Raw genomic sequence first — 23,374 nt, 5'->3', positions numbered from 1 at the left:
GCGCCCTTGAAGGGAGCCTCGTGAGTGACACCGCCCTGGCGAGATTACTGCTTGCCATTGATCTTCCCCTCCAAGTCCTCTTGAATCCTCAACGACAGCTGCTGTGCCTTCCTATCCGTGTGCCGCCGCGTGTATGTTGTCGCCGTCTTCGAGTTGTCGCTCCAACCTTGCTGGGAGTTCCGGGCCCGCTGCTCCACAATCTCCGATAGGCCGATGGCATCTGCCTGCTCAGAGAATCGCTCGTTCCATGTGTGTCGCATCACATGGCTCGTTATCTTCACCGAGAGGTCCGGGCAAGCAGCCCTGATCTGCTGAAAAATCTTGTCGATGCTTTTCTGCGATAGCGCATCGCCCTCATCAGATACGATCAGCTGAGGGTGCCTTCGCGCCAACTTGATAACACGGCGCTCTTTCACATAAGCAAGCAGTACTCGCATGATCGACGGTGCGACCTCGAGGGTCCGATCACTGGTCTTCGTATTTGGTTGACTGAGCCTTGCGTCTTCCGGCGCATCAGCGCGCCTTATGATGTCGATCTTTGGCTGATCCGCGTGTATGTCTCTAAGCTGCAAGCCGAGCAGCTCACTTCGGCGAATGCCGATTGCCAAGAGGAGAACAACGATGAGCCAGTTTCGTCGACGGGTGAACCCACGCACCCACGGATTGGTGGGCGACTCCGGGTGAACGACCACGAGAACTCGATCCTGCTCCTCCATACTCAAGCCCACACGTGCGCCCAACTTGGCCCGCTTAGTGATGCGCGGAATATGCTCCCGAAAGCCTGCGAGTGCATGAAGGGTTTCGGCCCTTAGCTCGTCGCGCTGCACACGCGGCAAAGTTGCCCCAACGTAACTAGAGATGTATGACAGGAAGCCCGCTATGTAGCGTAAGCGCGAGGCACGGGTCTGAACGTCGACCACGCGTTTCAAGACCTCAGTATCGCTTCTGCCCCGTCTAGCGCTGATTGTCCGAACATTGATCGCGGAGGATGGCTTACTTACCTCCTCGTCGCCATCCTGCACCCAGTACTGGGCGGCCGTGGCTATGCGCGCTAGTTCCGGCGCCGTTAGAAACTCACCGTGGCAAAGGCGTTGAATCAGGTCGATCTTCTCAGATCTTAGGCTGTTGTAGAGGACAGCTATGCTTGCGCAAGCAAAGTGAATCGTGTTCGCCGCGAGCCCCTTCGTCCTGAACGTGCCCAGGTAGAGCGTCACTTCATGCGCAGGGAGGCCACTGGGTCCACGGAGCACCGAGTGCCGCTCTCCGTTTTCAAATCTGATTCGCTCAGCCGTGTAGCCAGTCATCTATCAACACCTCGGGTAGGTAGAAGGTTAGATCACAGCGAAATTCTGCCAGAAATAAATGTTGTTAACGAAAAAGGCCTCCAACCGTAGGGAAGGAGGCCTCTATCAACAACAAAACGCTTAAGTAGGACCTAGAACGGAATATCGTCATCGGCGAAGTCGTCCATCGGCGGCGCCTGCTGCGGTTGCTGCTGCGGACGCTGCTGGCCGTAGCCGCCGCCCTGCCCACCCTGGCCGCCCTGGCGCTGACCGCCGCCACCACCACCGCCGTATTCCTGGCGCGGGGCCTGCTGACGCTGCGGGCGCTCGCCGCCACCGCCACCGCCTTCACGGCCGCCGAGCATCTGCATTTCATCGGCAATGATGTCGGTGGAGTACTTTTCCACACCGTCCTGGCCGGTGTACTTGTCGTAGCGCAGGCTGCCTTCCACGTAGACCGAGCTGCCCTTGCGCAGGTATTCGCCGGCGATCTCGCCGAGCTTGCCGAAGAACACCACGCGGTGCCATTCGGTACGCTCCTGCTGGTTGCCATCCTTGTCCTTGCGGACGCTGGTGGTGGCCAGGCTGATGCGGGTGATCGCCATGCCGCCTTGGGTGTACTTCACGTCCGGGTCGTTGCCGAGGTTGCCGACCAGGATGACTTTATTGATGCCGCGCGCCATAGGGTTGCTCTTCCGTTGTCCGAGGGCAGGCCGCAGTCATATCACAGCCCCGGGCGGGGTGCAGATACGCCGGGCCGCCCACGGGAGAATTGGGGGGGGATCCAGAACAACCCATCTTACCATCGCGGCCGTCCCCGGCCCTGTCAGGAATCCTCCCTGCAGGGTTCGGAATCCTGCCCAGGCCTAGCGCCCCAAGGCCCGCGGGATCCCGCCAGGCTGACGCCCGCGCCGCCCCCGGGCCTACCCCGCCCGCGCATCCGCGCGACCGGCCGGGGTATGCGCCGCATGGCATCATGCAGATCGTCGTCCCCGCCCTGCCCCTTATGACCATCCGCGGCAAAGCCACCTCCCTGGACATCGCCCACCTGGCCGGGGTTTCCCAGCCGACCGTGTCGCGTGCCCTGCGCGGCAGCCCGATGGTCAACCAGGAAACCCGCGAGCGCATCCTGCGCATCGCCCGCGAGCTCAACTACAAAGTCGACAAGAACGCCTCCAGCCTGCGCCTGCGCAATGCCGGCACGCTGGCGCTGCTGTTCTTTGAAGACCCCACCAACGACGATTCGCTGATCAACCCGTTCTTCCACGCCATGCTGGGTGCGATCACCCGCGCCTGCGCGCTGCGCGGCTACGACCTGCTGGTGTCCTTCCAGCAGCTGTCCACTGACTGGCAGGCCGATTACGAGGACAGCAACAAGGCCGACGGCATCATCCTGCTCGGCTACGGCGACTACCACGAGTCGCGCGAGCGGCTGCAGCGGCTGGTTGAACAGGGCACCCATTTCGTGCGCTGGGGCGCGGCCCTGCCCGACCAGCCGGGGGTGTCGATCGGCAGCGACAACTTCCAGGGCGGCTTCGACATCACCGCCCATCTGCTCGACCAGGGCTGCAGCCGCATCGCCTTTGTCGGCCATGCCTCCAGCCATTACCCCGAGTTCGAGGAACGCTACCGCGGCCACGTAGCCGCCATGGCCGCCCGCGGCATCGCCGCCGCGCCAGGCCTGCAGTGCGATGCGATCACCACCGAACAGTCCGGCTTCGATGCCTGCCAGGCGCTGCTGGCGCGCGGCGAACGCTTTGACGGCCTGTTCGCGGCCAGCGACCTGATCGCCATCGGTGCGATGCGTGCGCTGCGCGAGCAGGGCCTGCGCATTCCGCAGGACGTGGCGCTGACCGGCTTCGACGACATTCCGCTGGCCGCCTCGGTATCGCCCCCGCTCACCACCGTGCAGCAGGACACCAAACAGGCCGGGCAACTGCTGGTGGAGAAACTGCTGGCATTGATCAACGGCGAGCCGGTGCAAGGCCAGACCATCGCGGTGAAGCAGGTGCTGCGCGAGTCGTCACGGCGAGGGTGAAGGCGGCCTGCCGACTACCTTGGCCGCGCCGTAGGATTCGGCCAAGGGGCGTGCCTGGATGAACGCCTGCATCAGGCGCAGATAGCCGTCGGGCTGCCGGGTGGACACACGCTCGCCCGCCGCATCGCGTTCAAAGGCATACATGCCGTGGTCCGCGTCCGGGAACACCGCGGTCTGGATCGGTCGGCCCTCGTGCTGCAGGCGTGCCAGGCGGCGCAGGGTTTCGCCCGGTGGAGCGTCGCGGTCTTGGCCGCCGAACACCCACAGCTGGGGGACGTCCAGGTGGGTCAGCACCGGCATCGGGTCGTAATGCGCCGGTACGCCGTCGAGCAGCCGGGGCCCATCGACCCGCACGATGGCCTCCGGCGTGGCCAGCAGGTAACCGCTGATGTTGCCGCGCACCGCCTTGAACCACGGCGCCTGCCCGTAGCGTGCCTTCACTGCGTCCAGCGCTGCGTAACCGTCGGTGAAGCCGCTGTCGACGAGGGTCGCGGTGGCATCGGCGACGGCCATCGCCTGGGCCACCACGTCCGCTCCGTAACCGGCGCGTGCCATGTCCCCGGCGATGGCCTCGCGGTCTTCTTCCAACGGCGACACGGCCAGCCCGAAACTGACGATGACGAAATCGACCGGTTCGATCCTGGCCGCCAGCGGTGCGACCCAACCGCCCTGGCTGCCGCCCTGGTAGCCGAGCCGGCCAGCCCCAGCCGACGTGCCTCGCGCGCCGCCTGGATGGCATCGTTGGCCAGGGTGAGGTAGTTCTGCGTGTAGCGGCCCGAGGAGTGGCCGGTGCCGCGCTTGTCGTAGGCGAATACGCCGATGCCGGCGGCGGCGAACTCACGCTGCAGCGAGTAGCGCGGCAGTGCCGCGTCATGTTCGGCACCGTGCACCAGCACCACGATGGGAACCGGCCCGCTACCCGGCGGCAGGGTCAGCCGGCCGGCAAGCAATGCCCCGCTGGAGGTGAAGCGGGTGTCGGTCTGCAGCAGCGCGATGCGTTCACCGTGCAGGCCATCGAAGGCGATGGTGGTGTCGCCGCACTCCGGCAGCAGCAGCCGATGCCCGTCGGCGCGTTCGGTCCAGCCCAGCGTGCTGGACCAGCGGCCCGGCGCCACCGCCCGCAACCTGCCGGTGCGCCCGTCCGGAAGCCGCCAGCGCAGTTCCCCGGCCGTGGCGCCCGGGCCGATGTCCAGGCTGCTGCCATCGCGCATGCGGTAACTGCCCACCGCGCAGTGCGGGGAGGCCGACGGGTCGGGCGCGGGGCTGGCGCTGGCAAGGCCGGTCGCCAGAAACACGGCCGACAGCATCGCCAGACGCCGCAGCCGCACACGGGACGATGAGGCATGGATGGACATGGCGCGCTCCTGCAGTCGATGACCCAGCGTGCCGCTACCGGCTGCCGCCTGCCACTACGGCATGACGAAGGCCCCCCTGGCGCGATGAAACGCGATCACCACGGTGCGAGCACGCCTTCAATGGCGCGGCGCGCTCCAACCAAACCAACGGCTGAAGGTCAGGAAACAGCATACCCCCATCGCCACTGCCGGCCAGATCGCGGCGAGCGCGCCCCACAACCACGCGCGCCTGCCCTGCGCACGTGCCGCCTGGGCCACGTGCCAGGCCGCGACCAGATTGACCAGCCACACCACCACCAGGGCAAGTTCGGCCGAATACCCCAGCGCGGCCAGCACCATGCCCAGCGCCGCGCTGCCCAGTACCTCGATGAGGAAAAGACAGACGGCGATATTGGTATGTCGTTCACCACGTGCCTCAAGCGAAAGCTCGCCCATGGACAGTCCGGATCGGAGAGTAGCCGGCAGCCTACCTGCTTCGTCCTGCGGCAGCCATGACTTACGGCCGATGTGGTGGCGCCCCTTTGCCGGGATAACTCGCTCTTCCACACAGGGAAAGGTGTCCGCCCCATGCTGCAGATCCAGTCGCTTTCCAAGACCTATGCCAATGGTGTGCACGCACTGGATGCGGTGACCCTGGACATCCCGCGCGGCATGTTCGGCCTGCTCGGCCCCAACGGCGCCGGTAAATCCTCGTTGATGCGCACCCTGGCCACGCTGCAGGAAGCCGACAGCGGCAGCGTCAGCCTGGCCATTCCCGGCGAGGCGGCCATCGATGTACTGCGCGACAAGGATGCGGTGCGCCGCCGGCTGGGCTACCTGCCGCAGGATTTCGGGGTGTACCCGAAGGTCAGCGCGCTGGACCTGCTCAACCACTTCGCCCTCCTCAAGGGCATCACTGCCCGCGGCCAGCGCCGCGAGGTGGTGGATGCGCTGCTGCAGCAGGTGAACCTGTGGGATGCGCGCAAGCGCAAACTGGGCACTTATTCCGGCGGCATGCGCCAGCGCTTCGGGATCGCCCAGGCGCTGCTGGGCGATCCGCGCCTGGTGATCGTCGATGAACCCACCGCCGGCCTGGACCCGGAAGAGCGCAACCGCTTCCTCAACCTGTTGGCGGCGATCGGTGAGAACGTCGCGGTGATCCTGTCCACCCACATCGTGGAGGACGTCACCGACCTGTGCCCGAGCATGGCGATCATGAACAAGGGCCAGGTACTGCTGACCGGCAAGCCCACCGACGCGATCGAGGCGCTGCAGCAGCAGGTGTGGCGCAAGCAGGTGGATGCGTCGGCGTTGCCGGACTACGAGGCCAACCATGTGGTGCTGTCCACCCGGCTGGTAGGCGGGCGGCCGGTGATCCATGTGCACAGTGCCAGCGACCCGGGCGATGGTTTCGTGCCGGTCGCGCCGGATCTCGAGGACGTCTACTTCCAACGCCTGCGCCTGCAGGCGCGTGCAGCCTGACCGGAGCACGCCCATGATCGCCACCTTCTTCCGCTTCGAGCTGCGCGAGCAGCTCCGCTCCCCGCTGCTGTGGCTGCTGGCCCTGCTGTTTGCCGCCCTGGCCTTTGCCGCCGCCTCTTCCGAGGCCGTGCAGATCGGCGGTGGCAGCGGCAACGTGCACAGCAACGCGCCCATCGTGATCGCCCGCTTCATGGGCATCTTCACCATGATGGGCATGCTGGTGTCCACGCTGTTCGTCAGCAATGCGCTGCTGCGCGATTTCGAGCTGGGTACCGCCGAACTGATCTTCGCCAGCCCGATCAAGCGCAGCCACTACCTCAGCGGCCGCATCCTGGCCGCGCTGTGCGCGAGCCTGCTGGTGTACGTGATCATCGCCGTCGGGATCTTCCTGGCACCGTTCATGCCGTGGGTGGATCCAGCCCGGCTCGGCCCGATCTCGTTGCGCGCCTATGCGTGGAGCTTCGCCTTCATCGTGGTGCCCAACGTGGTGTTCACCGTCGCGCTGCTGTCGCTGCTGGCCGCGCTGACCCGCTCGATCCTGTGGGTGTACATCGGCCTGGTCGGCTATTTCGTGCTGTACGGGGTGAGCGCCTCGCTGCTGCGCGATATCGACAACACCTGGATCGCCACCTTGAGCGAGCCGCTGGGCATGCGTGCGCTGGGCCGCACGGTGCGCTACTGGGCCATCGACCAGAGCAACACCCAGCTGCCGGCGCTCTCCGGCTACCTGCTGGCCAACCGCGCGCTGTGGCTGGGGGTGGCGGCGGTACTGTTCGCGGCAACCTTCGCCCTGTTCCGTACCGAGCGCAGCGGCAGCGGGCGCCGTCGCTGGGGGCGCCAGCGTGCTACACCGGCCGCCACCTCGCCGCGCCCGGCGCAGGTGACGTTGCCGCGCGTGCATCCGCGTTTCAGCGCAGCCACGGGCTGGCACCAGTACCTGCGCCAAGTGCGCTTTGACACCTCCGGCGTGCTGCGCAGCGTGCCGTTCCTGGTGCTGCTGGTGCTGGGCCTGGCCAACTTCATCCCCGCCGCGTTGTCGCAGGACACTCTCTACGGCACCCCCATCTGGCCGGTCACCTCGCAGATGCTGGCCGCGCTGCAGGGCGCCTACAGCTGGCTGCTGGTGATCATCGTGCTGTTCTATGCCGGCGAGCTGGTGTGGAAGGAGCGCACGGCGCGGCTCAATGAAGTCAACGACGCCATGCCGGTGCCGAACTGGGTGCCGCTGCTGGCCAAGTTCACCACGCTGGTGGTGGTGATTGCCTGTTTCCAGGGCATCGGTGCACTGGTATCGATGGCGCTGCAGCTGGCCCAGGGCTATACACGCCTGGAACCGCTGGTCTACCTGCAGACGCTGGCGCTGGGCTCGATGTTCTATGTGCTGATGGGCGGCATGGCACTGGTGCTGCAGGTGCTGACCAACAACAAGTTCTTCGGCTACGCGCTGCTGATCCTGGTGATGATCGGGCAGATCGCGCTGGGCATGCTCGACTACAGCCAGAACATCTACAACTTCGGCAGCTGGCCGAACGCCCCGTATTCGGAGATGAACGGCTTCGGTCATTTCCTGCCCGGCCAGTTGGCGTTCCAGGGCTACTGGGCAGTGTTGCTGGCCGCACTGCTATGCCTGGCCTCGGCATTCTGGGTACGTGGTGTGGGCAATGGCCTGCGCCAGCGGCTGGCGCTGGCCGGCCGTCGCCTGCGTGGGCCGGCCGGGCTGGGCACCGCGGTGGCGATGCTGGGCTTCATCGCGGTGGGCGGCTGGCTGTACTGGAGCACCAACATCGCCAATCCTTTCCTGTCTCCAGACCAGCAACGCGACCTGCAGGCCCGTTACGAGCGCGAGCTGTCCAGGTACCGCAACCTGCCGCAGCCGCGGATCATCGCCGTGGACAACCGGGTCGACCTGCATCCGGAAACCCAATCGGTGGTGATCGATGCGGACTGGACCGTGCGCAACACCCACGATGCGCCGATCCAGGACATCCACATCACGATGGGCGACGACCGCCAACTGGTGTCGGTGGACCTGGGCGGGCAGACGCTGGGCTTCCACGATGTCGAGCTGGGCTATCGCATCTACCGCCTGGCAACCCCGCTGCAGCCCGGGGAGGAACGCCGCGTCCACTTCCGCGTGGACCAGCACCCGACCGGCCTCACCGCCGAACAGGCACCGACCAACCTGGTCGAGAACGGCAGTTTCTTCAACAGCCGCATGCTGCCCTCCTTCGGTTATGACGACGCTGCGGAACTGGAGGATCGCAACGAGCGGCGCAAGCGCGGGCTGGGCGAACCCACCCGTATGCCCAAGCTGGAAGACGAGGCCGCGCGCGCCAACACCTACATCTCCGACGATGCGGACTGGCTGGACTTCCGCACCACCGTGTGCACCGCACCGGACCAGATCGCCCTGGCCCCGGGCTACCTGCAGCAGGAATCGGTGGTGGATGGGCGACGCTGCTTCCGCTATGCCATGGACCGACCGATGCTGAACTTCTATGCGTACCTGTCGGCACGCTGGACGGTCAAGCGCGGCATGTACAAGGACATCCCGATCGAGGTGTACTACGACCCGCGCCATGACTACAACGTGGACCGCATGATCGAGGCGGTGCAGAAGTCGCTGGCCTACTACGAGGCCAACTTCACCCCCTACCAGCACCGCCAGGTGCGCATCATCGAGTTCCCGGGCTACCAGAGCTTCGCGCAGTCCTTCGCCAACACCATCCCCTACTCCGAGTCGATCGGGTTCATCGCCGACCTGCGCGACCCGGACAAGATCGACTACGTGTTCTACGTCACCGCGCATGAAATCGCGCACCAGTGGTGGGCGCACCAAGTGATCGGGGCCAACGTGCAGGGGGCAACGATGCTGTCCGAATCGCTGGCGCAGTACTCGGCATTGATGGTGATGGAGAAGGAATACGGCCGGGCGCACATGCGTCAGTTCCTGAAGACCGAGCTGGACCGTTACCTGTCCGGCCGCGGCGGCGAGCGCATCGAGGAGCTGCCGCTGGCGCGCGTGGAAAACCAGCAGTACATCCACTATGAGAAAGGCTCACTGGCGTTCTACCGGCTGCGCGAGGAGATCGGCGAGGCGGCATTGAACCGCGCCCTCAAGCGCTTCGCGCAGGACAAGGGCTACCAGCAGCCGCCCTACACCACCTCGCGCGAGCTGCTGGACTACATCCGTGCCGAAACGCCGGCCGACCGCCAGCAACTGGTCACCGACCTGTTCGAGAAAATCAGCCTGTACGACAACCGGCTGTTGGCGGCCACGGCGCGCAAGCGGCCCGACGGCAAGTACGACGTCAGCCTGTCGCTGCACGCGCAGAAGCGCTACGCCGATGGCAGCGGCAAGGAGAGCGAGGGCACGATGGACGACTGGATCGAGGTGGGCGTGTTCGCCAACGGGCCCTCGGGCAAGGAGCGCGACCAGAAGGTGCTGTACCTGCAGCGCCACCACATCACCAGTGGGTCGCCTACCCTTACCGTGGTCGTGGACGCCAGGCCGGACGAGGCTGGCTTTGATCCGTACAACAAGCTGATCGACCGGGTCAGCGAGGACAACCGCCGCAAGGTGAACCTGTAGTACGACCATCCCGGGCGCATCGCTGCGCCTGGGATCGCCTGTAGTTTGGTTACTTGACCTGCCGATCCAGCACGAAGTACACCACGTTGCCGAGCCCCGTCGCGCCCAGCAGCAGGGCAATCGCACCGGGAGTGACGCGGTCGATCCCAAGCAGGTCGACCAGGCCGAAGCCCAGCGCCAGGGCAAGCATCACGCAGCCCCAATGCAGGGCCGCCAGGCGTCGCTTGGCGGTGTCGCCTTCCAGCAGCGAGCGCACCAGCGCTTCGGAACCGCGTACCTCGACGATGCGCCGGCGCGTACGTGCATCGACCACCGCCTTGATCGCGTAGACGGTGCCCAGGATGAAGGTGATGGGAAGAATCAGGTTGAAGTCCATGAGGCGGCGGTTCCATTGAGTGGGGGTGTGTGCATTGAGATACACCCAGTGCGCGCCCGGTTGCAGCCGATGCGCGTGCAACCAACCGCCTGCTCGACGTATCCCCTGTACTGATGACTACCCCGCCTGCTGCCGCCACCGCCAGCCTGGACGCCGACCTCGCCCTGGTCGCGGCGATCCTGTCGCACCAGCCCGGTGCCTTCGACCACCTGGTGCGCCAGTACCAGGGCCTGTGCTGGCGCGTGGTCGAGCGCATGGTGCGCCACCCCGATGACACCCGCGAGCTGTGCCAGGAAGCCTTCCTGCGCATCCACCAGTCGATCCACCAGTACCGTGGCGAAAGTGCGTTGAAGTCCTGGGTGGCCCAGGTCGCCTACTCGGTGGCCAAGCGCCACCTGGAACGGCGATGCCTCCCCATCGCCGACAATGGCGCCGACCAGAATGGCGTATCGCTGATGGACCAGATCAGTGACGGGATCGACCTGGAGGCGTGCGTCGGCGAACGGGAGATCGCCGCGCACCTGCATGCGGCAATCGATGCATTGCCACCGCTGCAACGCACGCTGCTGACGCTGTACCACCTGGAAGAGATTCCCATCGCCGAGATCGCCATGCTGACCGACCTGGCCGAAGGCACCATCAAGAGCCACCTGTTCCGCAGCCGCAAGCGGCTGCGGGATCTACTCGAATCACGCATCGGAGTGCCGGTATGAACAGCGCGGAGAATCCGCATATCGACCCCGTCGAATGGGACGCCCAGGAGCGTGCGCTGCGCGCGACGCTGTCCGGCGAGCGCCTGGTTGCCGATACGACGACATCGGACTACCTGCGTGTCGCACAGGCCATCGCCACCGCACCGCTCAGTGGGCCACCGATGGACTTGGCCGGCGAGGTGGCGGTACGCATCAGCGGGCACGACGCCTGGGTCGAGCGCTGGGTTTCCCGGGTGCTGCTGGGCCTGCTTGCCACCGTTACCGTGTTGATCGGCGCATGGTATGCACCCGCAGGGTGGCAGGCGTGGGCCCATTGGGCAGGACCCAATGCACTGGCGTGGATGCTGGCCGGGGCCGGCTGCATCGCGCTGTCATCGATTGGAGCACGCTGGCGCGGCACCGGCACGCGGGGCAGGATCACCTGACCCGCAGTGCCGGCCGCGAAGCGTTCACCCGCTGCCGGCCATCGCCAGCGCCGGCATCGAGCCGCGCACCGCCGCGCTGAACTCATCCAGCACGAAGGGTTTGGCGATCATCGCCATGCCCGGTTCCAGGAAGGACGAACGCTCCTGGGCTTTTTCCGCGTAGCCGGTCATGAACAACACCGGCAGCAGCGGCCGCGACTGCCGGGCGATTTCGGCCAGTTGACGTCCATTGAGGCCGGGCAGGCCCACGTCGGTAATGAGCAGGTCGATGTGGCGGGACGAGGCCAGGATCGGCATCGCGCCATTGGCATCGCCCACCACCTCGACCTGGTAGCCGAGGTCTTCCAGCACCACGGTGACCAGCATCCGCACCTGTTCGTCATCTTCGACCACCAGGATCGACTGGCCTGCGCCCAGCGCTACCGCCGGTGTGCCGGCCTCCTGCTCCGGCTGCGCCGCCGCTACCAGCGGGATGAACAGCGAGACCGTGGTGCCCTGGCCGGGCATCGAATCGATGCCGATGTGCCCGCCGGACTGCTGCATGAAGCCATACACCATCGACATGCCCAGCCCCGTGCCTTTGCCGATCGGCTTGGTGGTGAAGAACGGTTCAAACGCGCGCTCCACCACTTCCGGGGCCATGCCGGCACCGGTATCGGCCACGGCAATCACCGCATAGCGACCGGCCGGAATGGTGGCCGATTCGCCCTCCTGCATCACCACCGAGGAGGTTCGCAGCTCCAGCACGCCACCGTGCGGCATGGCATCGCGGGCGTTGATCGCCAGGTTGAGCAACGCACTGTCGAACTGGTTGGTGTCCAGTGCGGCATGCAGCGGCTCGGCGGCGATGCGGGTCTCGATGCGCACCGTTTCCCCCAGCGAGCTGCGCAGCAGCTGCGGTAGTGCCGCCACCAGCGCATTGAGCTCGACCGGGCGGGTATCCAGCGACTGCCGTCGCGAAAACGCCAGCAAGCGCTGGGTCAGCGCGGCTGCGCGCTGGCTGGATGCCGTTGCGGTATCCAGGAAGCGCTCCAGGTCGTCGAACCGGCCCATTTCCAGGCGCATGCGCACGATGTCCAATGCCGACAGGATACCGGTCAGCATGTTGTTGAAGTCGTGCGCGATGCCCCCGGTCAACTGCCCGATCGCTTCCATTTTCTGGGCCTGGCGCAACGCCGCTTCGCTGGCCTCGCGTGCGGCCATCTGTGCCTCCAGCTCGCCGGTGCGCTCGGCGACCATCGCCTCCAGGTCCTGGGCGTGCTGGCGGCTGGTCTCCAGCGCCAGTTTGGACACGGTGATGTCGGTAACGAACACGTGGAAGCCGTCGGTACTGCCGTCGGCGGTGAAGCGCGGCGAATAGCGCACCTCACTGTCACGCCGACGTCCGTCCGGGCGCGGCCAGTGGATCTCGAACACCGATTCCTCGCCGGCCAGCGCGCGCGCCATCGCCGGCTTGCGCGCCTCCCAGGCGTCGTTGCCGATCACCTCGCTGACGTGCCGTCCGATCACCTCGCCCACCGACAGCTCGAACCAGGCTTCGTAGGCCTTGTTGGCGAAGCGGTAGTGCAGCGAGCGGTCGATGAAGGCGATCAGCACCGGCATCGCGTCAGCGATCAGGCGCAGCTCCGACTCGCTGCGCACCAGCGCGACACGGCTATCGGCCAATGCACGCATCTGGTCGCGTACCAGGTACTGTTTTTCACGGGCCCGCAGCGCCCCCTGCACCGCGCTGAGCAGCGACAAACTGCCCAACGGGCGATCCAGTTCGACCACGTTGATGGAACCCGGCAGCAACCCGTCGGCCGGTGAACGTCGGTGCGTGCGCGGAGAGCGCAGCAGGATGAACGGCAGGTCCGACCAGGTGGGTTGTGCGGACAGCGCCGCCATCAGCCCATCGGTGTCGGCGGCCACGGCTTCTTCGGTCACTACCACCAGGCCGGCGCGTTCATCCAGTGCGTCGGCCAGGGCAGCCAGGTGGGGCTGCACCTGGGGGGTCAGCCCGGCACTGTGCAGCACCGATGCAATGCTCGGGGCATCCGCCCGAACGGCGCGACGATATGGACGATTCCCGATGCGTCGTCATCATCCGGCATAGGGGTGGCCCAGCAGCGCGCCATTGTCGCCGACGAACTCCGGCGTGCCGGTCAGGATGCCCTTGAACTCCTTCAGCGGCGCGCTGAGCGACAATCCACCGGCATCGATCTTGAGCTCACGGATGGTGTCCTCATGGGCACCGCCGCGGTTCTTGATCACCGAGATCGCCTTGCGGATGCGCCCCTGCGCTTCAAAGAAGCGGAACAGGATCACCGCATCGGCGATGTAGGACACGTTGAGGTTTCCGGTGGACATGGTTCCGACCAGCCCGTGCTGCGGATTGACCAGGAAGGTCACTACGCCCTTCTGGTTGAGGTAGGACAGCATCTCGTGCAGCTGCAGCATCAGCTGCTTTTCCTGCGGCATCGCCGCCACGTAACCGTTCAGGCTGTCGATAAGCAGTACACGGCAGCCGCGTTCCTCCACGGCCCGCTGGATGTTCCAGGAGAACTCACCGGGCGAGATTTCCGCCGGATCCATCTGCATGATCTCCAACCGGCCCGAGGCCAGGTGTGCGCCAAGGTCCAGCCCAAGCGCCTTGGCCCGGGTCAGCAGCGTGCCGACCCGCTCGTCGAATTCAAAGATGCAGCAGTTCTCGCCCCGTTCGCAGGCGGCCCAGACGTACTGCAGCGCCACGTTGGTCTTGCCGCTGCCGGCCGGGCCGGTCAGCAGCGTGCAGGTGCCACGCAGCGGCCCGCCGCCCAGCAGGTTGTCTATTTCCACCACGTCGCTGCTGATCGCCGCCCCCGCAAACTGCTCGTGATGCTGGGAGGCGATCAGCCGCGGGAAGATCTCCAGCCCACCTTCGCGGATCACCATGTCGTGGTAACCGGCCACGAAATCCACGCCGCGCAGCTTCTGCACCTGCAGCCGCCGCCGCGCCGCGCCGAAGTCCAGCGTCAGGCGCTCCAGCGAGAGCACGCCATGGCACAGGCTGTGCAACTGGCCATCGTGATCCTGACCGGTGGAGGTGAGGTCATCGACCAGGAACACGGTGGTGCTCTTGGGCGCGAAGAACTGCTTCAGGGCCAGGATCTGGCGGCGGTAGCGCAGCGAATCCTGGGCCAGCAGGCGCAGCTCGGACAACGAATCGAACACCACGCGCTGGGGCGCGATGCGATCCACCTCGCCCAGGATCAGGTTGACCGTTTCGTCCAGCTCCACCTCCCAGGAGTGCAGCACGGACTGCAGCCGCCCATTGCCCAGTGCATCCTCGGCCGAACCGAGTTCGAACAGATGCAGGCCATCGAGCGACCAGCCGTGCGCCGAAGCGACTTCGCGAAGTTCTTCGGCCGTCTCCGACAGGGTGATGTACAGGCAGCGTTCGCCGCGCTTGAGCCCCTCCATCAGGAACTGGAGCGACAACGTGGTCTTGCCCGAGCCAGGTGGACCTTCCAGCAGGTACAGCCGCCCCTGTGGAAAGCCGCCGCGCAGGATCTGATCCAGGCCTTGGATACCGGTGGTTATGCGTGAACTCTGTGTCTGCATAAAATCCCCAATTTCAACGACGGGGAGTCTAGCAACGGGTTCTGTGTACGAATTGTGTGATCAAGATCGCGCCAGAGCGGCACGTTCAGCAAACTCATGACGGCGTAGTGGAAGGCATGAAAGCCCTCGTCAACGCAAGGCGCGACGTGGTGGCCGCGCGACAGGCGTCAGGCAAAATCCTTGAGGATCTCGCCAATGCCCGCGGCGGACAATTCCAGCCCCAGCGAGGTCCCGGGATTGACCACCACGCCGTAGCCGCCGGGCACGCGCTTGAGCACATTGAGCATCTGCATGTGGAGCGTGTGCGGGGCCTGCTGGCTGTGGAAGCCGACCCGCGACAGGCCGGTGAACACCGCCACGTGCAGCACCCCCTGTTTGTCGAACAGCAGCGGATCGAAGCCGCTGCCATCGGCGGTCACCAAGCTGCCGGTCAACAACACCACCTCCGAGGCGACGAATGCCTTCATGAACAGCGCGATCGGCAGTTGGCCGTCCATCGCGGACTTGAGCAGGGTTTCGATCGGGGTCTGGGGCGGCAGGTCGGTCATGGCGGCAGGAGGTGAGGGGCGCCCCATTGTAGAGGCGCTCCCTGCCCGGCTGTATTTCCTTTGGCATCCGGGTCGTAGACCGCGCGTACCGACCAACGGTCGGTACCTACCCTGTTACCGGGCCAGGCGCCTGGTCCTGGCGGCCTGGTCGGTGACGGCGCGGTGCAGTTCGGCCTGGAGCGCCTTCTGGTTCACCACCGCGTCCAGCAGGAAGACCTTGACCCCGTGGGCCGGCACCTCGGCCTCCAGGCGGTCGGTCACCTGCCGGCTGCCGCCATCGAGCGCGTCGCGCCACTGGCCTGGCTGTAGGTAGCGGCCGACCTGGATGCGGCGCGCGGTGTCGCCCTTGTTGAGCAGCACCAGCGCGGTCTGGGCCATGCCGTCGTGCTGCAGGACACGGAAGAACACCGCCTCCTCGCCGGACAACCGCTCGTTGACCTGCAGCCCCCGCTGCAGGGCCGGGGTGGCGGCGCGCAGCCTGGCGATACGCTGCAGCGGGCCGAAGATCGGGCTCTGCGGGGCGGCATCGACACGCTGCTGGCCGAAGTACGCGCGGTTGCCGGCGTGTTCGGCACGGCTGCGCATGAAGCCGGTTTCCGACCCGTAATAGAGCACCGGAATGCCGCGCGCGGTGAACAGCCAGTTGTGCGCGTCGATGAAACCGGCATCGGTGGCATCCAGTCGCGCCATGTCGTGGTTGTCGTAGAAGCTCATCAGCTCATACGGGTTGGCATAGGGCCCACCCAGCAGGTACAGCGGCTCGGCCAGTGTTTCAAAGCCCTTCTGCTCTTTGCCGAACACCGAGGACAGTGCGCCGCGCAGCGGGAAATCCAGCACGCTCACGTTCGCGTTGGCCGGCCAGGTGTGCTCGGCAATCTTGCTGGCGTCATAGTCGAACGCTTCGCCGAACATGAACATGCCCGGATGCTCGGCACGGATACGACGGACAAACGCGTGCCACCACGGGTGTGGCAGCCAGCCGATGGTATCGATGCGCAACGCGTCCACGCCCTGCGCGGTCCATTGCAGGTAGGCATCGACCAGGTAATCCATCACCGCCGGATTGGCCTGGTTGAAGTCGCCCAGCTCGGCCAGGTTGCCGTCGAAGATCGAACCGTGCTCACCGTCGACCGGGCCGACAGTGTTGTAGAACCCATGCAGCCGGTTGTGTGCCGGGTCCAGCTGCTGCGGCGGCAGGTTCTGGTGGTCGGCGACCAGGGTGCCGGCCTTGTCGAAGACCTGCCCGAACTGTGGCTGCCGCACCGGCATGGTCCAGGCCGGCGAGCCGTGGTTGCCGACGATGTCCAGCACCACTTTCAGCTTGGCCGCGTGCAGGCCGCGGGTAAGCCCGGCGAAATCCAGGTCGGCGCTGGGCAGGTGCTCGTCGAGGGTGTAGAAGTTGATGCCCCAGTAGCCGTGGTAGCCGGTCTTGCCGCGATCGGTCAGCGTGCTGCTGCAGCTGATCGGCTTGCTGCCGGTGAAGGCCTCGTCGGGGTTGTCCACGATCGGCGTGATCCACACCGCACCAAAACCGAGGTTGGCGATGTACCCGGCATTGTCGAGCACGCCCTTGAAGTCACCGCCGAGGTAACCGATGTTGCCGTCCACCTTGTCCGGACAGGCCACCGGGATGTCGAACGTAGGATGCTTGCCACCCTGGTCGCGATGGTCATTGGATGGATCGCCGTTGACGAAGCGATCGGTGACCACGAAGTACACCGCGTCGCTGGCGAACGGCTCCTGCGTCCCCACGTACTCCGGCGGCGATGCGGCCATGACCGGGCCCGACAACAGGGCCAGCGACAGCCCCAACGACACACGCGAACGACAACGCATCATGCAACCTCCGGGTGGGTGGTCACGCGCAGCACGCACAGGCCGGCCACGAACAGGCTGGCACCGCCGACGGCAAGCACGTGCATCGGATTACCGCCCAGCACGGTGCGCAGCACGAAGCCGAGCGCACTGGCCGCGACCAGCTGCGGAATCACGATGAAGAAATTGAACAGGCCCATGTACACGCCCATCTTGGCGGCGGGAACGCTGTCGGACAGCAGTGCATACGGCAACGACAGGATCGAGGCCCAGGCAAAGCCCACCCCGACCATCGACAACAGCAGCCAGGTCGGGTTGTCGATGAACAGCAACGACACCAGCCCCAGTCCGCCCAGCCACAGGTTGACCAGGTGGCTCCAGCGCAGGCCGAGCCAACGCACCATCAGCGGGATCAACAAGGCGGCCAGCGCGGCAAAGCCGTTGTAGGCGCCAAACAGCACGCCCACCCAGTTGGCGCCTTCGTTGTAGGCCGCCGACGCTGGATCGACCGAACCGAAATGGGTGCCGGCCACGGCGGCCGTGGTGTAGATCCACATTGCGAACAGGGCGAACCATGAGAAGAACTGGACCCAGGCGAGCCGGCGCATGGTGGGCGGCATCGCGCGCAGGTCATCGACGATCACCGCCAGCATGTGCGTGCCGGGCAGGTACCGCGCCAATGCCAGCAGCACGCCGTAACCGACGCACAGGCCAGCCAGCACGTACAGCATCTTGTCGCCGTGCTGCCAGGCGATCAGTGCGGCCAGGGCAACACCGATCAACAGCCACTGCACGCTCTGCGTCCAAGCCGGTGGCCCGGCACTGCGCGTGTGCTGCTGCGCCAGCGGTGGTTCGGCATCGTCGAAGGCGGCCAGCTCGGCGGGCGCGTACTCGCGGGTGCTGAGCACGGTCCAGGTGATTGCCCCCAACAGCACCACCGCACCGAAGTAGAACGCGTAGCGCACGGTATCGGGCACGCTGCCGGGGGGTGCGGTGTTGGTCACGCCAACCTGGGTCAGCAGGTAGGGCAGGAAGCTGGCCACGATCGCGCCGACCCCGATGAAGAAGCTCTGCATCGCAAACCCGGTGGGACGCTGGCGCGGCGCCAACTGGTCGCCCACGAAGGCGCGGAACGGCTCCATCGACACGTTGATCGAGGCATCCAGCACCCACAGCGTGCCAGCGGCGATCCACAGCGTGGACGAGTTGGGCATCACCAGCAACGCCAGCGTGGTGAGCACTGCACCGATCATGAAATACGGGCGGCGACGACCCCATCGGGTCCAGGTGCGGTCGGACAGATAGCCGATGATCGGCTGCACCAGCAGGCCGGTCAGCGGCGCGGCGATCCACAGCCCGGGTACCGCGTCCATCGGCGCACCGAGGGTTTCAAAGATGCGGCTGGCGTTGGCATTCTGCAGCGCGAAGCCGAACTGGATGCCGAGGAAGCCGAAGCACATGTTCCAGATCTGCCAGAACGACAGGGTCGGCTTGGCCGGGCGGTTCATCGGGCAAACTCCACGTCGGCGGCGATCGGAGCGATCAGCAGTGCGCTGACCGTGGCCTGGTTGAGTACGCCCTCACGGCCGCCCTTGCCGCCGTTGTAGGCGGCGAAGTGTTCCAGCGCGCTCATGTTGAAGCCCTCCTCCAGGCGGAAGCGGCAGCGGCCCTTGCCCAGGTCGAAGGTTGCGGCGGTGGACGTCTGCACCCCCACGCTGTGCGGCATTACCACGGGGGCGCGCTGTTCGGGCTGGCCGGGGCATTGGGCCACCAGTTGTTTGACCGCCGCAGTGACGCCGGTGTTGATCGGACCGTTCGGGTTGCTGTAACGCAGGCGGATGCGCACGCGGGTGGCCTGCGCGGCATTCCAGTTCCACGTCGATGCACCGGCCAGGCGCTGCTGCGGGCCGACGCAGGTCATCGCGCTGTGCAGCGATTCCACATTGCCCTCGCGTCGAGTCAGGCTGAGGCAATGCTGGTGGCCGTCATCGTTGAGGGTGAAGGCGGTGGCCGTGCTGACCTCGCGGCCGTCCTGCCAGAGGGTGTGGTGGGGCGGGACCGGGAAGGTCCAGGCATTGCCACGCTTTGTTGGCGTGGGGGCTGCGGGAGTGGCGGGGGCGTAGGTAGACGCTGCCGTAACGACATGCGCGGCCGGGCGTGGCGCGGCGACCGCCACCAGCTGGACGGTGACGGTGTTGCCGTTGCGCACGACCTTTCTGGCAACCAGCAGGTCGCCGTCCAGCCTGCGCGGGCGCTTGAGGATGTAACGCCGCGTGCCGTCGTCCAGTTCGATGCTGCTGCGTTTGCCGAACAGCAGTGGGACCAGCGCGGTGGGCAGCTTCGGGGTGACGCTGCCATCGGCCTCCACGCCGAACACGCCTTCCAGCACCATCGACAGATAGCCGGCCACCGACCACAGCTGGCGCGGCGAATTCACCACCGGCCCGCTCAGTGCGCCGTCCTCGACGTGCACGGCCAGGCCACGCATCTCGTAGTTTTCCATGTTGGACCCGGCCAGCGCGCTGCCACGCATGAGCGATTGGATGTCCAGCTGGATACGTGCTGCATCGTCAAGCTTGCGCGCCGCGCGCAGCGAGTAGGCACTGACGAACGGCCACACGGCGCGGTTGTGGTAGATCGGCTGCTGCGCCTCCTGCGGCCATACCACCGGGCTGCCACCTTCCACCGCCGGGTAGGCGGACAGCGCGCGGCGCGCCCGGTCGGCCGGAAAAACATCGGCCAATACGCCGAGCGAGGTCGCCAGCAGGTCGTACTTGGCATACGGCACCGGGTGCGCGGCCTCGCCGATGTAGCTCATGTACTGGCCGGCATCGTCGCGCCAGAAGCGCGCATCGATCTGCGTGGCCAGGGCGGCGGCCGAACCGCCGTATTCACTGGCACGGGCATCGCCACGTTCGCGCGCCAGCCGCTCGGCCAGGCGCAGCGCCTGGTAGTGCAGCACGTTGGTGGACAGCGCGAACGACTCGCCGATGAAGCGCACGTCCTCCCGCGTCCAGTCCGGGTAGGTCTGCTCGCGCCAGTCCAGGAACGAGGTCTCACCGCGGTACAGGCCGATGCGCGCATCGAAGACCATCGCACGGTCCTGCGCCAGCGTGCCCTGCAGCGCCTGCCAGGTCTGTTCGGCAAAAGCACGGTCATCGAGCAGGCTGCGCGCGGCGAGAAACCACACCACGCGGTCGCTGCTGATCGGCCAGCTGCCACCGGAGCCGGTGTCCTGGGCCACGAACATTCCCGCAGTACGCCCGTCACGCGCCGCGGAGAGCTTGAACTGCAGTGATTGCCGGGTGCGCACCGGGTCCAGCCGCGCCAACCCCAGGTCGGCGGCGAAGCTGACATCGCGGGTCCATACATACGGCCAGCGTTCGCCGGTCTGGAAACATTCGCAGGGCACCGGCCGGCCATGATTGAAGGCCGGGTCGCGGATCGCGTCGACGCGGTCGGCGTGCATGTCCTGCTGGGCCAGCGCGAACAGCGCATCGAACATCACGCTGTCGGTGTGGCTGCGCATCGGCTGCGCGGCGATCGCCACCTCGCCCGGTGGCGCATGCAGGCGGAAGCCACCGTCGGCGGCGGACTCGGCGCGCGCATGGCGGCCGTCGAAAGTCAGCTCGTCCGCGGTCGCGGTCGAAACCAGCGCTGCCCCGAAGGCAGCGGTCAGGCAGATCATCTTCAGCATCGAAGCGGCGGACCGGCTTGCGCCCGTCGGCCTCCCTCCCTCTTTGCACGCGTTGTGGTTACGCAGCGCCGCGCCGTCCAACGGCGCCGTGCTGCGTGCGCGGCCCCCTCCCAGGGTGCCTGGCTCCATGGTAGACGGCAGGCCACAGCGCGCGCCCCCTTGCATACGTATTCATCGCTGCCGGGCGTAACGGCCGCGGCGGCGTGGCTATAGTCCAAGCCGTGTCCAGGCTGCCTTGGGAGGGGAAAATGCCGACAAATCCGCATCCGCTGCGTGGCGGCCACAGGCGCGGTCGCCGGCCCTGGCTGGCGTTGTTGCTGCTGCTTGGCAGCACCGCTGCGCTGGCCGCGCCGGTGACCGTGGCCAGCGTCCAGTCGCCGGGCAAGGTACTCACGGTGTCGTTGCAGCTGGACGGCGGCACTCCCAGCTATCGGGTCGAGCGCTTGGGCGACACCGTGGTGGGCGACTCCAAGCTGGGCTTCCAGCTACGCGACGGTCGCCTGGACCGCGATCTGGCGGTGCTCTCGCAGCACCATCGCAGCAGCGATGAGACCTGGGAACAGCCGTGGGGCGAGCGCCGTTTCGTACGCAACCACTACAACGAAATCGTGGTGCGCCTCGGCGAGCGCAGCGGGGCCACGCGTCGCCTGGAGGTGGTGTTCCGCGTCTACGACGATGGCGTGGGCTTCCGCTATCGCTTCCCCGAGCAGCCCGGCATGCGCGAGGCGATCATCGATGACGAGCTGACCGAGTTCGCGATCGCGCCCGAGTCCACCGCGTGGTGGATTCCGGCCGGCGAGCCGATCCACTATGAATACCTGTACCAGCGCACGCCGCTCGACCAGGTGCCGCTGGTGCATACCCCCCTGACGCTGCGCAGCCGCGATGGCCTGCACGTGGCCATCCATGAGGCGGCCCTGGTGGACTACGCCGGCATGTGGCTGCGCCGCACCGAGGGCCAGCGCCTGCGCGCGCAGCTCTCGCCGTCGGCCGAAGGCTGGAAGGTCCGCCGCACCCTGCCCTTCGATACGCCCTGGCGCACGTTGCAGATCAGCGACCGCGCCGGCGGGCTGGTGGAGTCGGACCTGATCCTCAACCTCAACGAGCCCAACGTGCTCGGCGATGTGAGCTGGGTGAAGCCATCCAAGTACCTGGGCGTGTGGTGGTCGATGCACCTGGACCAGGAAAGCTGGGCCACCGGACCGAAGCACGCCGCCACCACCGCCAAGACCAGGAAGGTGATCGACTTCGCCGCCGCGCATGGCTTCCGCGGCGTGCTGGTGGAAGGCTGGAACCCGGGCTGGGACGGCAACTGGGTGGGCAACGGCGGCGACTTCGACTTTACCCGGCCGACCACCGATTTCGACATCGAGGCGCTGTCGGCCTACGGTGCGAAGCAGGGCGTGCACCTGATCGGCCACCATGAAACCGGCTGCGCCATCGAGCATTACGAAGACCAGCTCGGCGCCGCGCTGGACCTGTATGCGCGGCTGGGGGTGGATTCGTTCAAAAGTGGCTACGTCTGCGACGACGGCCAGGTGGACCGGCGCAATCCGGCCGGTAGCCCGCTGTGGCGCGAATGGCACGACGGCCAGTTCATGGCCCGCCACCATCTGAAGGTGGTGCAGGAAGCAGCCAGGCGACACATCGCGGTGAACCCGCACGAGCCGATCAAGGACACCGGGCTGCGCCGCACCTACCCCAACTGGATCACGCGCGAAGGCGCACGCGGCATGGAGTACAACGCCTGGGGCCAACCACCGAACCCGCCCGAGCACGAGGTCAACCTGGTGTTCACGCGCCTGCTGTCCGGGCCGATGGACTACACCCCCGGCATCCTCAGCCTGAAGGGCCGTGGCGGCCAGGCCATTCCCAGCACGCTGGCCCGGCAGCTGGCCTTGTACGTGACGATCTACAGCCCGATCCAGATGGCCGCCGACCTGCCCGAACATTACCTGCAGCACCGCGAGGCATTCCGCTTCATCGAGGATGTCGCGGTGGATTGGGACGACTCGCGCGTACTCAATGGTGAAGTGGGCGACTACGTGACGATGGCGCGCAAGGACCGCCACAGCCGCGACTGGTACCTGGGCAGCATCACCGATGAACACGGCCGCGTGCTGCCGGTGTCGCTGGGCTTCCTGGAACCGGGCGTGCGCTACCGCGCCGACATCTATCGCGATGGCGACGGCGCGGATTTCCGCAGCAATCCCTTCGCCTTCGTGCGCGAAACGCGCGAGGTGAGCAGCAGCGATTCACTGGTACTGACGTTGGCACCCGGCGGCGGCCAGGCCATCCGCTTCACTCCGCTGTAAGACCCCGGTAGCGCACGACCGTTGGTCGTGCGACGCGCAAGGTGCCGACCCGTCCATGCGTGGATGCGACGTGCCGACCAACGGTCGACACCTACCGAACGGACGCACGTGCGTCGGTGCGGCCGCGATGTCGCACCTGTAACCGATTTCAACGCTGCATACGCCAGTGAATAC

17 protein-coding genes and 1 pseudogene are annotated in these 23,374 nt (G+C 66.4%); 6 read left to right on the top strand and 12 right to left on the bottom strand.

Annotation, left to right across the window (positions count from 1 at the left end; genetic code table 11):
• Positions 1-44: 44 nt before the first annotated feature.
• Positions 45-1,304: a tyrosine-type recombinase/integrase gene (locus AC3IR9_RS05310; RefSeq protein WP_489294514.1), complete on the bottom strand. Its 1,260-nt coding sequence runs from the start codon at positions 1,302-1,304 to the stop codon at positions 45-47.
• Between the two features lie 131 nt (positions 1,305-1,435).
• Positions 1,436-1,966, bottom strand: a complete 531-nt coding sequence (locus tag AC3IR9_RS05305; protein ID WP_489294513.1) for a single-stranded DNA-binding protein — start codon at positions 1,964-1,966, stop codon at positions 1,436-1,438.
• Positions 1,967-2,289: 323 nt separating this feature from the next.
• Between AC3IR9_RS05305 and AC3IR9_RS05300 the strand changes: the two genes are divergently transcribed.
• Entirely contained in the window at positions 2,290-3,321 is a 1,032-nt protein-coding gene (locus tag AC3IR9_RS05300) for a LacI family DNA-binding transcriptional regulator (protein ID WP_489295716.1), read from the top strand.
• Here the strand turns inward: AC3IR9_RS05300 and AC3IR9_RS05295 are convergent.
• The 3 genes from AC3IR9_RS05295 to AC3IR9_RS05285 form a co-directional block, all read right to left on the bottom strand.
• On the bottom strand, positions 3,307-3,834 hold the full coding sequence (locus tag AC3IR9_RS05295) for an alpha/beta hydrolase family protein (RefSeq protein ID WP_489294511.1): 528 nt from the start codon (positions 3,832-3,834) through the stop codon (positions 3,307-3,309). The two genes, AC3IR9_RS05300 and AC3IR9_RS05295, sit on opposite strands and share 15 nt — an antisense overlap.
• Positions 3,759-4,676, bottom strand: coding sequence for an alpha/beta hydrolase family protein (locus AC3IR9_RS05290; RefSeq protein ID WP_489294510.1), 918 nt, complete (start codon positions 4,674-4,676; stop codon positions 3,759-3,761). The genes AC3IR9_RS05295 and AC3IR9_RS05290 overlap by 76 nt, the downstream gene beginning before the upstream one ends.
• Before the next feature lie 117 nt (positions 4,677-4,793).
• On the bottom strand, positions 4,794-5,111 hold the full coding sequence (locus AC3IR9_RS05285) for a hypothetical protein (RefSeq protein WP_489294509.1): 318 nt from the start codon (positions 5,109-5,111) through the stop codon (positions 4,794-4,796).
• 132 nt (positions 5,112-5,243) lie between these two features.
• On the opposite strand from AC3IR9_RS05285, the gene AC3IR9_RS05280 reads away from it, so the two are divergent.
• On the top strand, positions 5,244-6,137 hold the full coding sequence (locus AC3IR9_RS05280) for an ABC transporter ATP-binding protein (RefSeq protein WP_489294507.1): 894 nt from the start codon (positions 5,244-5,246) through the stop codon (positions 6,135-6,137).
• 13 nt (positions 6,138-6,150) lie between these two features.
• Positions 6,151-9,729 carry an ABC transporter permease/M1 family aminopeptidase gene (locus tag AC3IR9_RS05275; RefSeq protein WP_489294506.1) on the top strand — a complete coding sequence of 1,193 codons (3,579 nt, stop codon included), beginning with the start codon at positions 6,151-6,153 and terminating at the stop codon, positions 9,727-9,729.
• A 49-nt stretch (positions 9,730-9,778) separates the two neighbouring features.
• On the opposite strand, the gene AC3IR9_RS05270 is transcribed toward AC3IR9_RS05275, so the two are convergent.
• A complete protein-coding gene (locus tag AC3IR9_RS05270) occupies positions 9,779-10,105 on the bottom strand; it encodes a hypothetical protein (protein ID WP_489294504.1) in 327 nt (108 codons plus the stop codon).
• Between the two features lie 113 nt (positions 10,106-10,218).
• Between AC3IR9_RS05270 and AC3IR9_RS05265 the strand changes: the two genes are divergently transcribed.
• Together AC3IR9_RS05265 and AC3IR9_RS05260 are read left to right on the top strand one after the other, a co-directional pair.
• Positions 10,219-10,818 carry an RNA polymerase sigma factor gene (locus AC3IR9_RS05265; protein WP_489294503.1) on the top strand — a complete coding sequence of 200 codons (600 nt, stop codon included), beginning with the start codon at positions 10,219-10,221 and terminating at the stop codon, positions 10,816-10,818.
• Positions 10,815-11,243 (top strand): hypothetical protein, encoded by a 429-nt coding sequence (locus AC3IR9_RS05260; protein WP_489294502.1) that lies wholly within the window; start codon positions 10,815-10,817, stop codon positions 11,241-11,243. Before AC3IR9_RS05265 ends, AC3IR9_RS05260 begins: the two co-directional genes overlap by 4 nt.
• Positions 11,244-11,267: 24 nt before the next feature.
• Here the strand turns inward: AC3IR9_RS05260 and AC3IR9_RS05255 are convergent.
• The 6 genes and pseudogenes from AC3IR9_RS05255 to AC3IR9_RS05230 form a co-directional block, all read right to left on the bottom strand.
• Positions 11,268-13,336 (bottom strand): annotated as a pseudogene (locus AC3IR9_RS05255) (PAS domain-containing protein).
• Positions 13,326-14,837, bottom strand: coding sequence for a DUF7125 family protein (locus AC3IR9_RS05250; protein WP_489295715.1), 1,512 nt, complete (start codon positions 14,835-14,837; stop codon positions 13,326-13,328). Before AC3IR9_RS05250 ends, AC3IR9_RS05255 begins: the two are co-directional and overlap by 11 nt.
• A gap of 155 nt (positions 14,838-14,992) precedes the next feature.
• Positions 14,993-15,373, bottom strand: a complete 381-nt coding sequence (locus tag AC3IR9_RS05245) for an SseB family protein (RefSeq protein ID WP_489294501.1) — start codon at positions 15,371-15,373, stop codon at positions 14,993-14,995.
• A 114-nt stretch (positions 15,374-15,487) separates the two neighbouring features.
• Positions 15,488-17,209 (bottom strand): alpha-amylase family glycosyl hydrolase, encoded by a 1,722-nt coding sequence (locus AC3IR9_RS05240; RefSeq protein ID WP_489294500.1) that lies wholly within the window; start codon positions 17,207-17,209, stop codon positions 15,488-15,490.
• Entirely contained in the window at positions 17,209-18,696 is a 1,488-nt protein-coding gene (locus AC3IR9_RS05235) for an MFS transporter (protein WP_489294499.1), read from the bottom strand. Before AC3IR9_RS05235 ends, AC3IR9_RS05240 begins: the two co-directional genes overlap by 1 nt.
• On the bottom strand, positions 18,693-20,885 hold the full coding sequence (locus AC3IR9_RS05230; RefSeq protein ID WP_489294498.1) for a glucosidase family protein: 2,193 nt from the start codon (positions 20,883-20,885) through the stop codon (positions 18,693-18,695). Before AC3IR9_RS05230 ends, AC3IR9_RS05235 begins: the two co-directional genes overlap by 4 nt.
• A gap of 248 nt (positions 20,886-21,133) precedes the next feature.
• Between AC3IR9_RS05230 and AC3IR9_RS05225 the strand changes: the two genes are divergently transcribed.
• Positions 21,134-23,200, top strand: coding sequence for a glycoside hydrolase family 97 protein (locus AC3IR9_RS05225; RefSeq protein WP_489294497.1), 2,067 nt, complete (start codon positions 21,134-21,136; stop codon positions 23,198-23,200).
• Positions 23,201-23,374: the final 174 nt, after the last annotated feature.

This window comes from Stenotrophomonas sp. GL_101, from assembly GCF_057835675.1.
The sequence above is the reverse complement of the archived record's forward strand: the minus strand, read 5'-3'. Positions and strand labels throughout refer to the sequence as shown.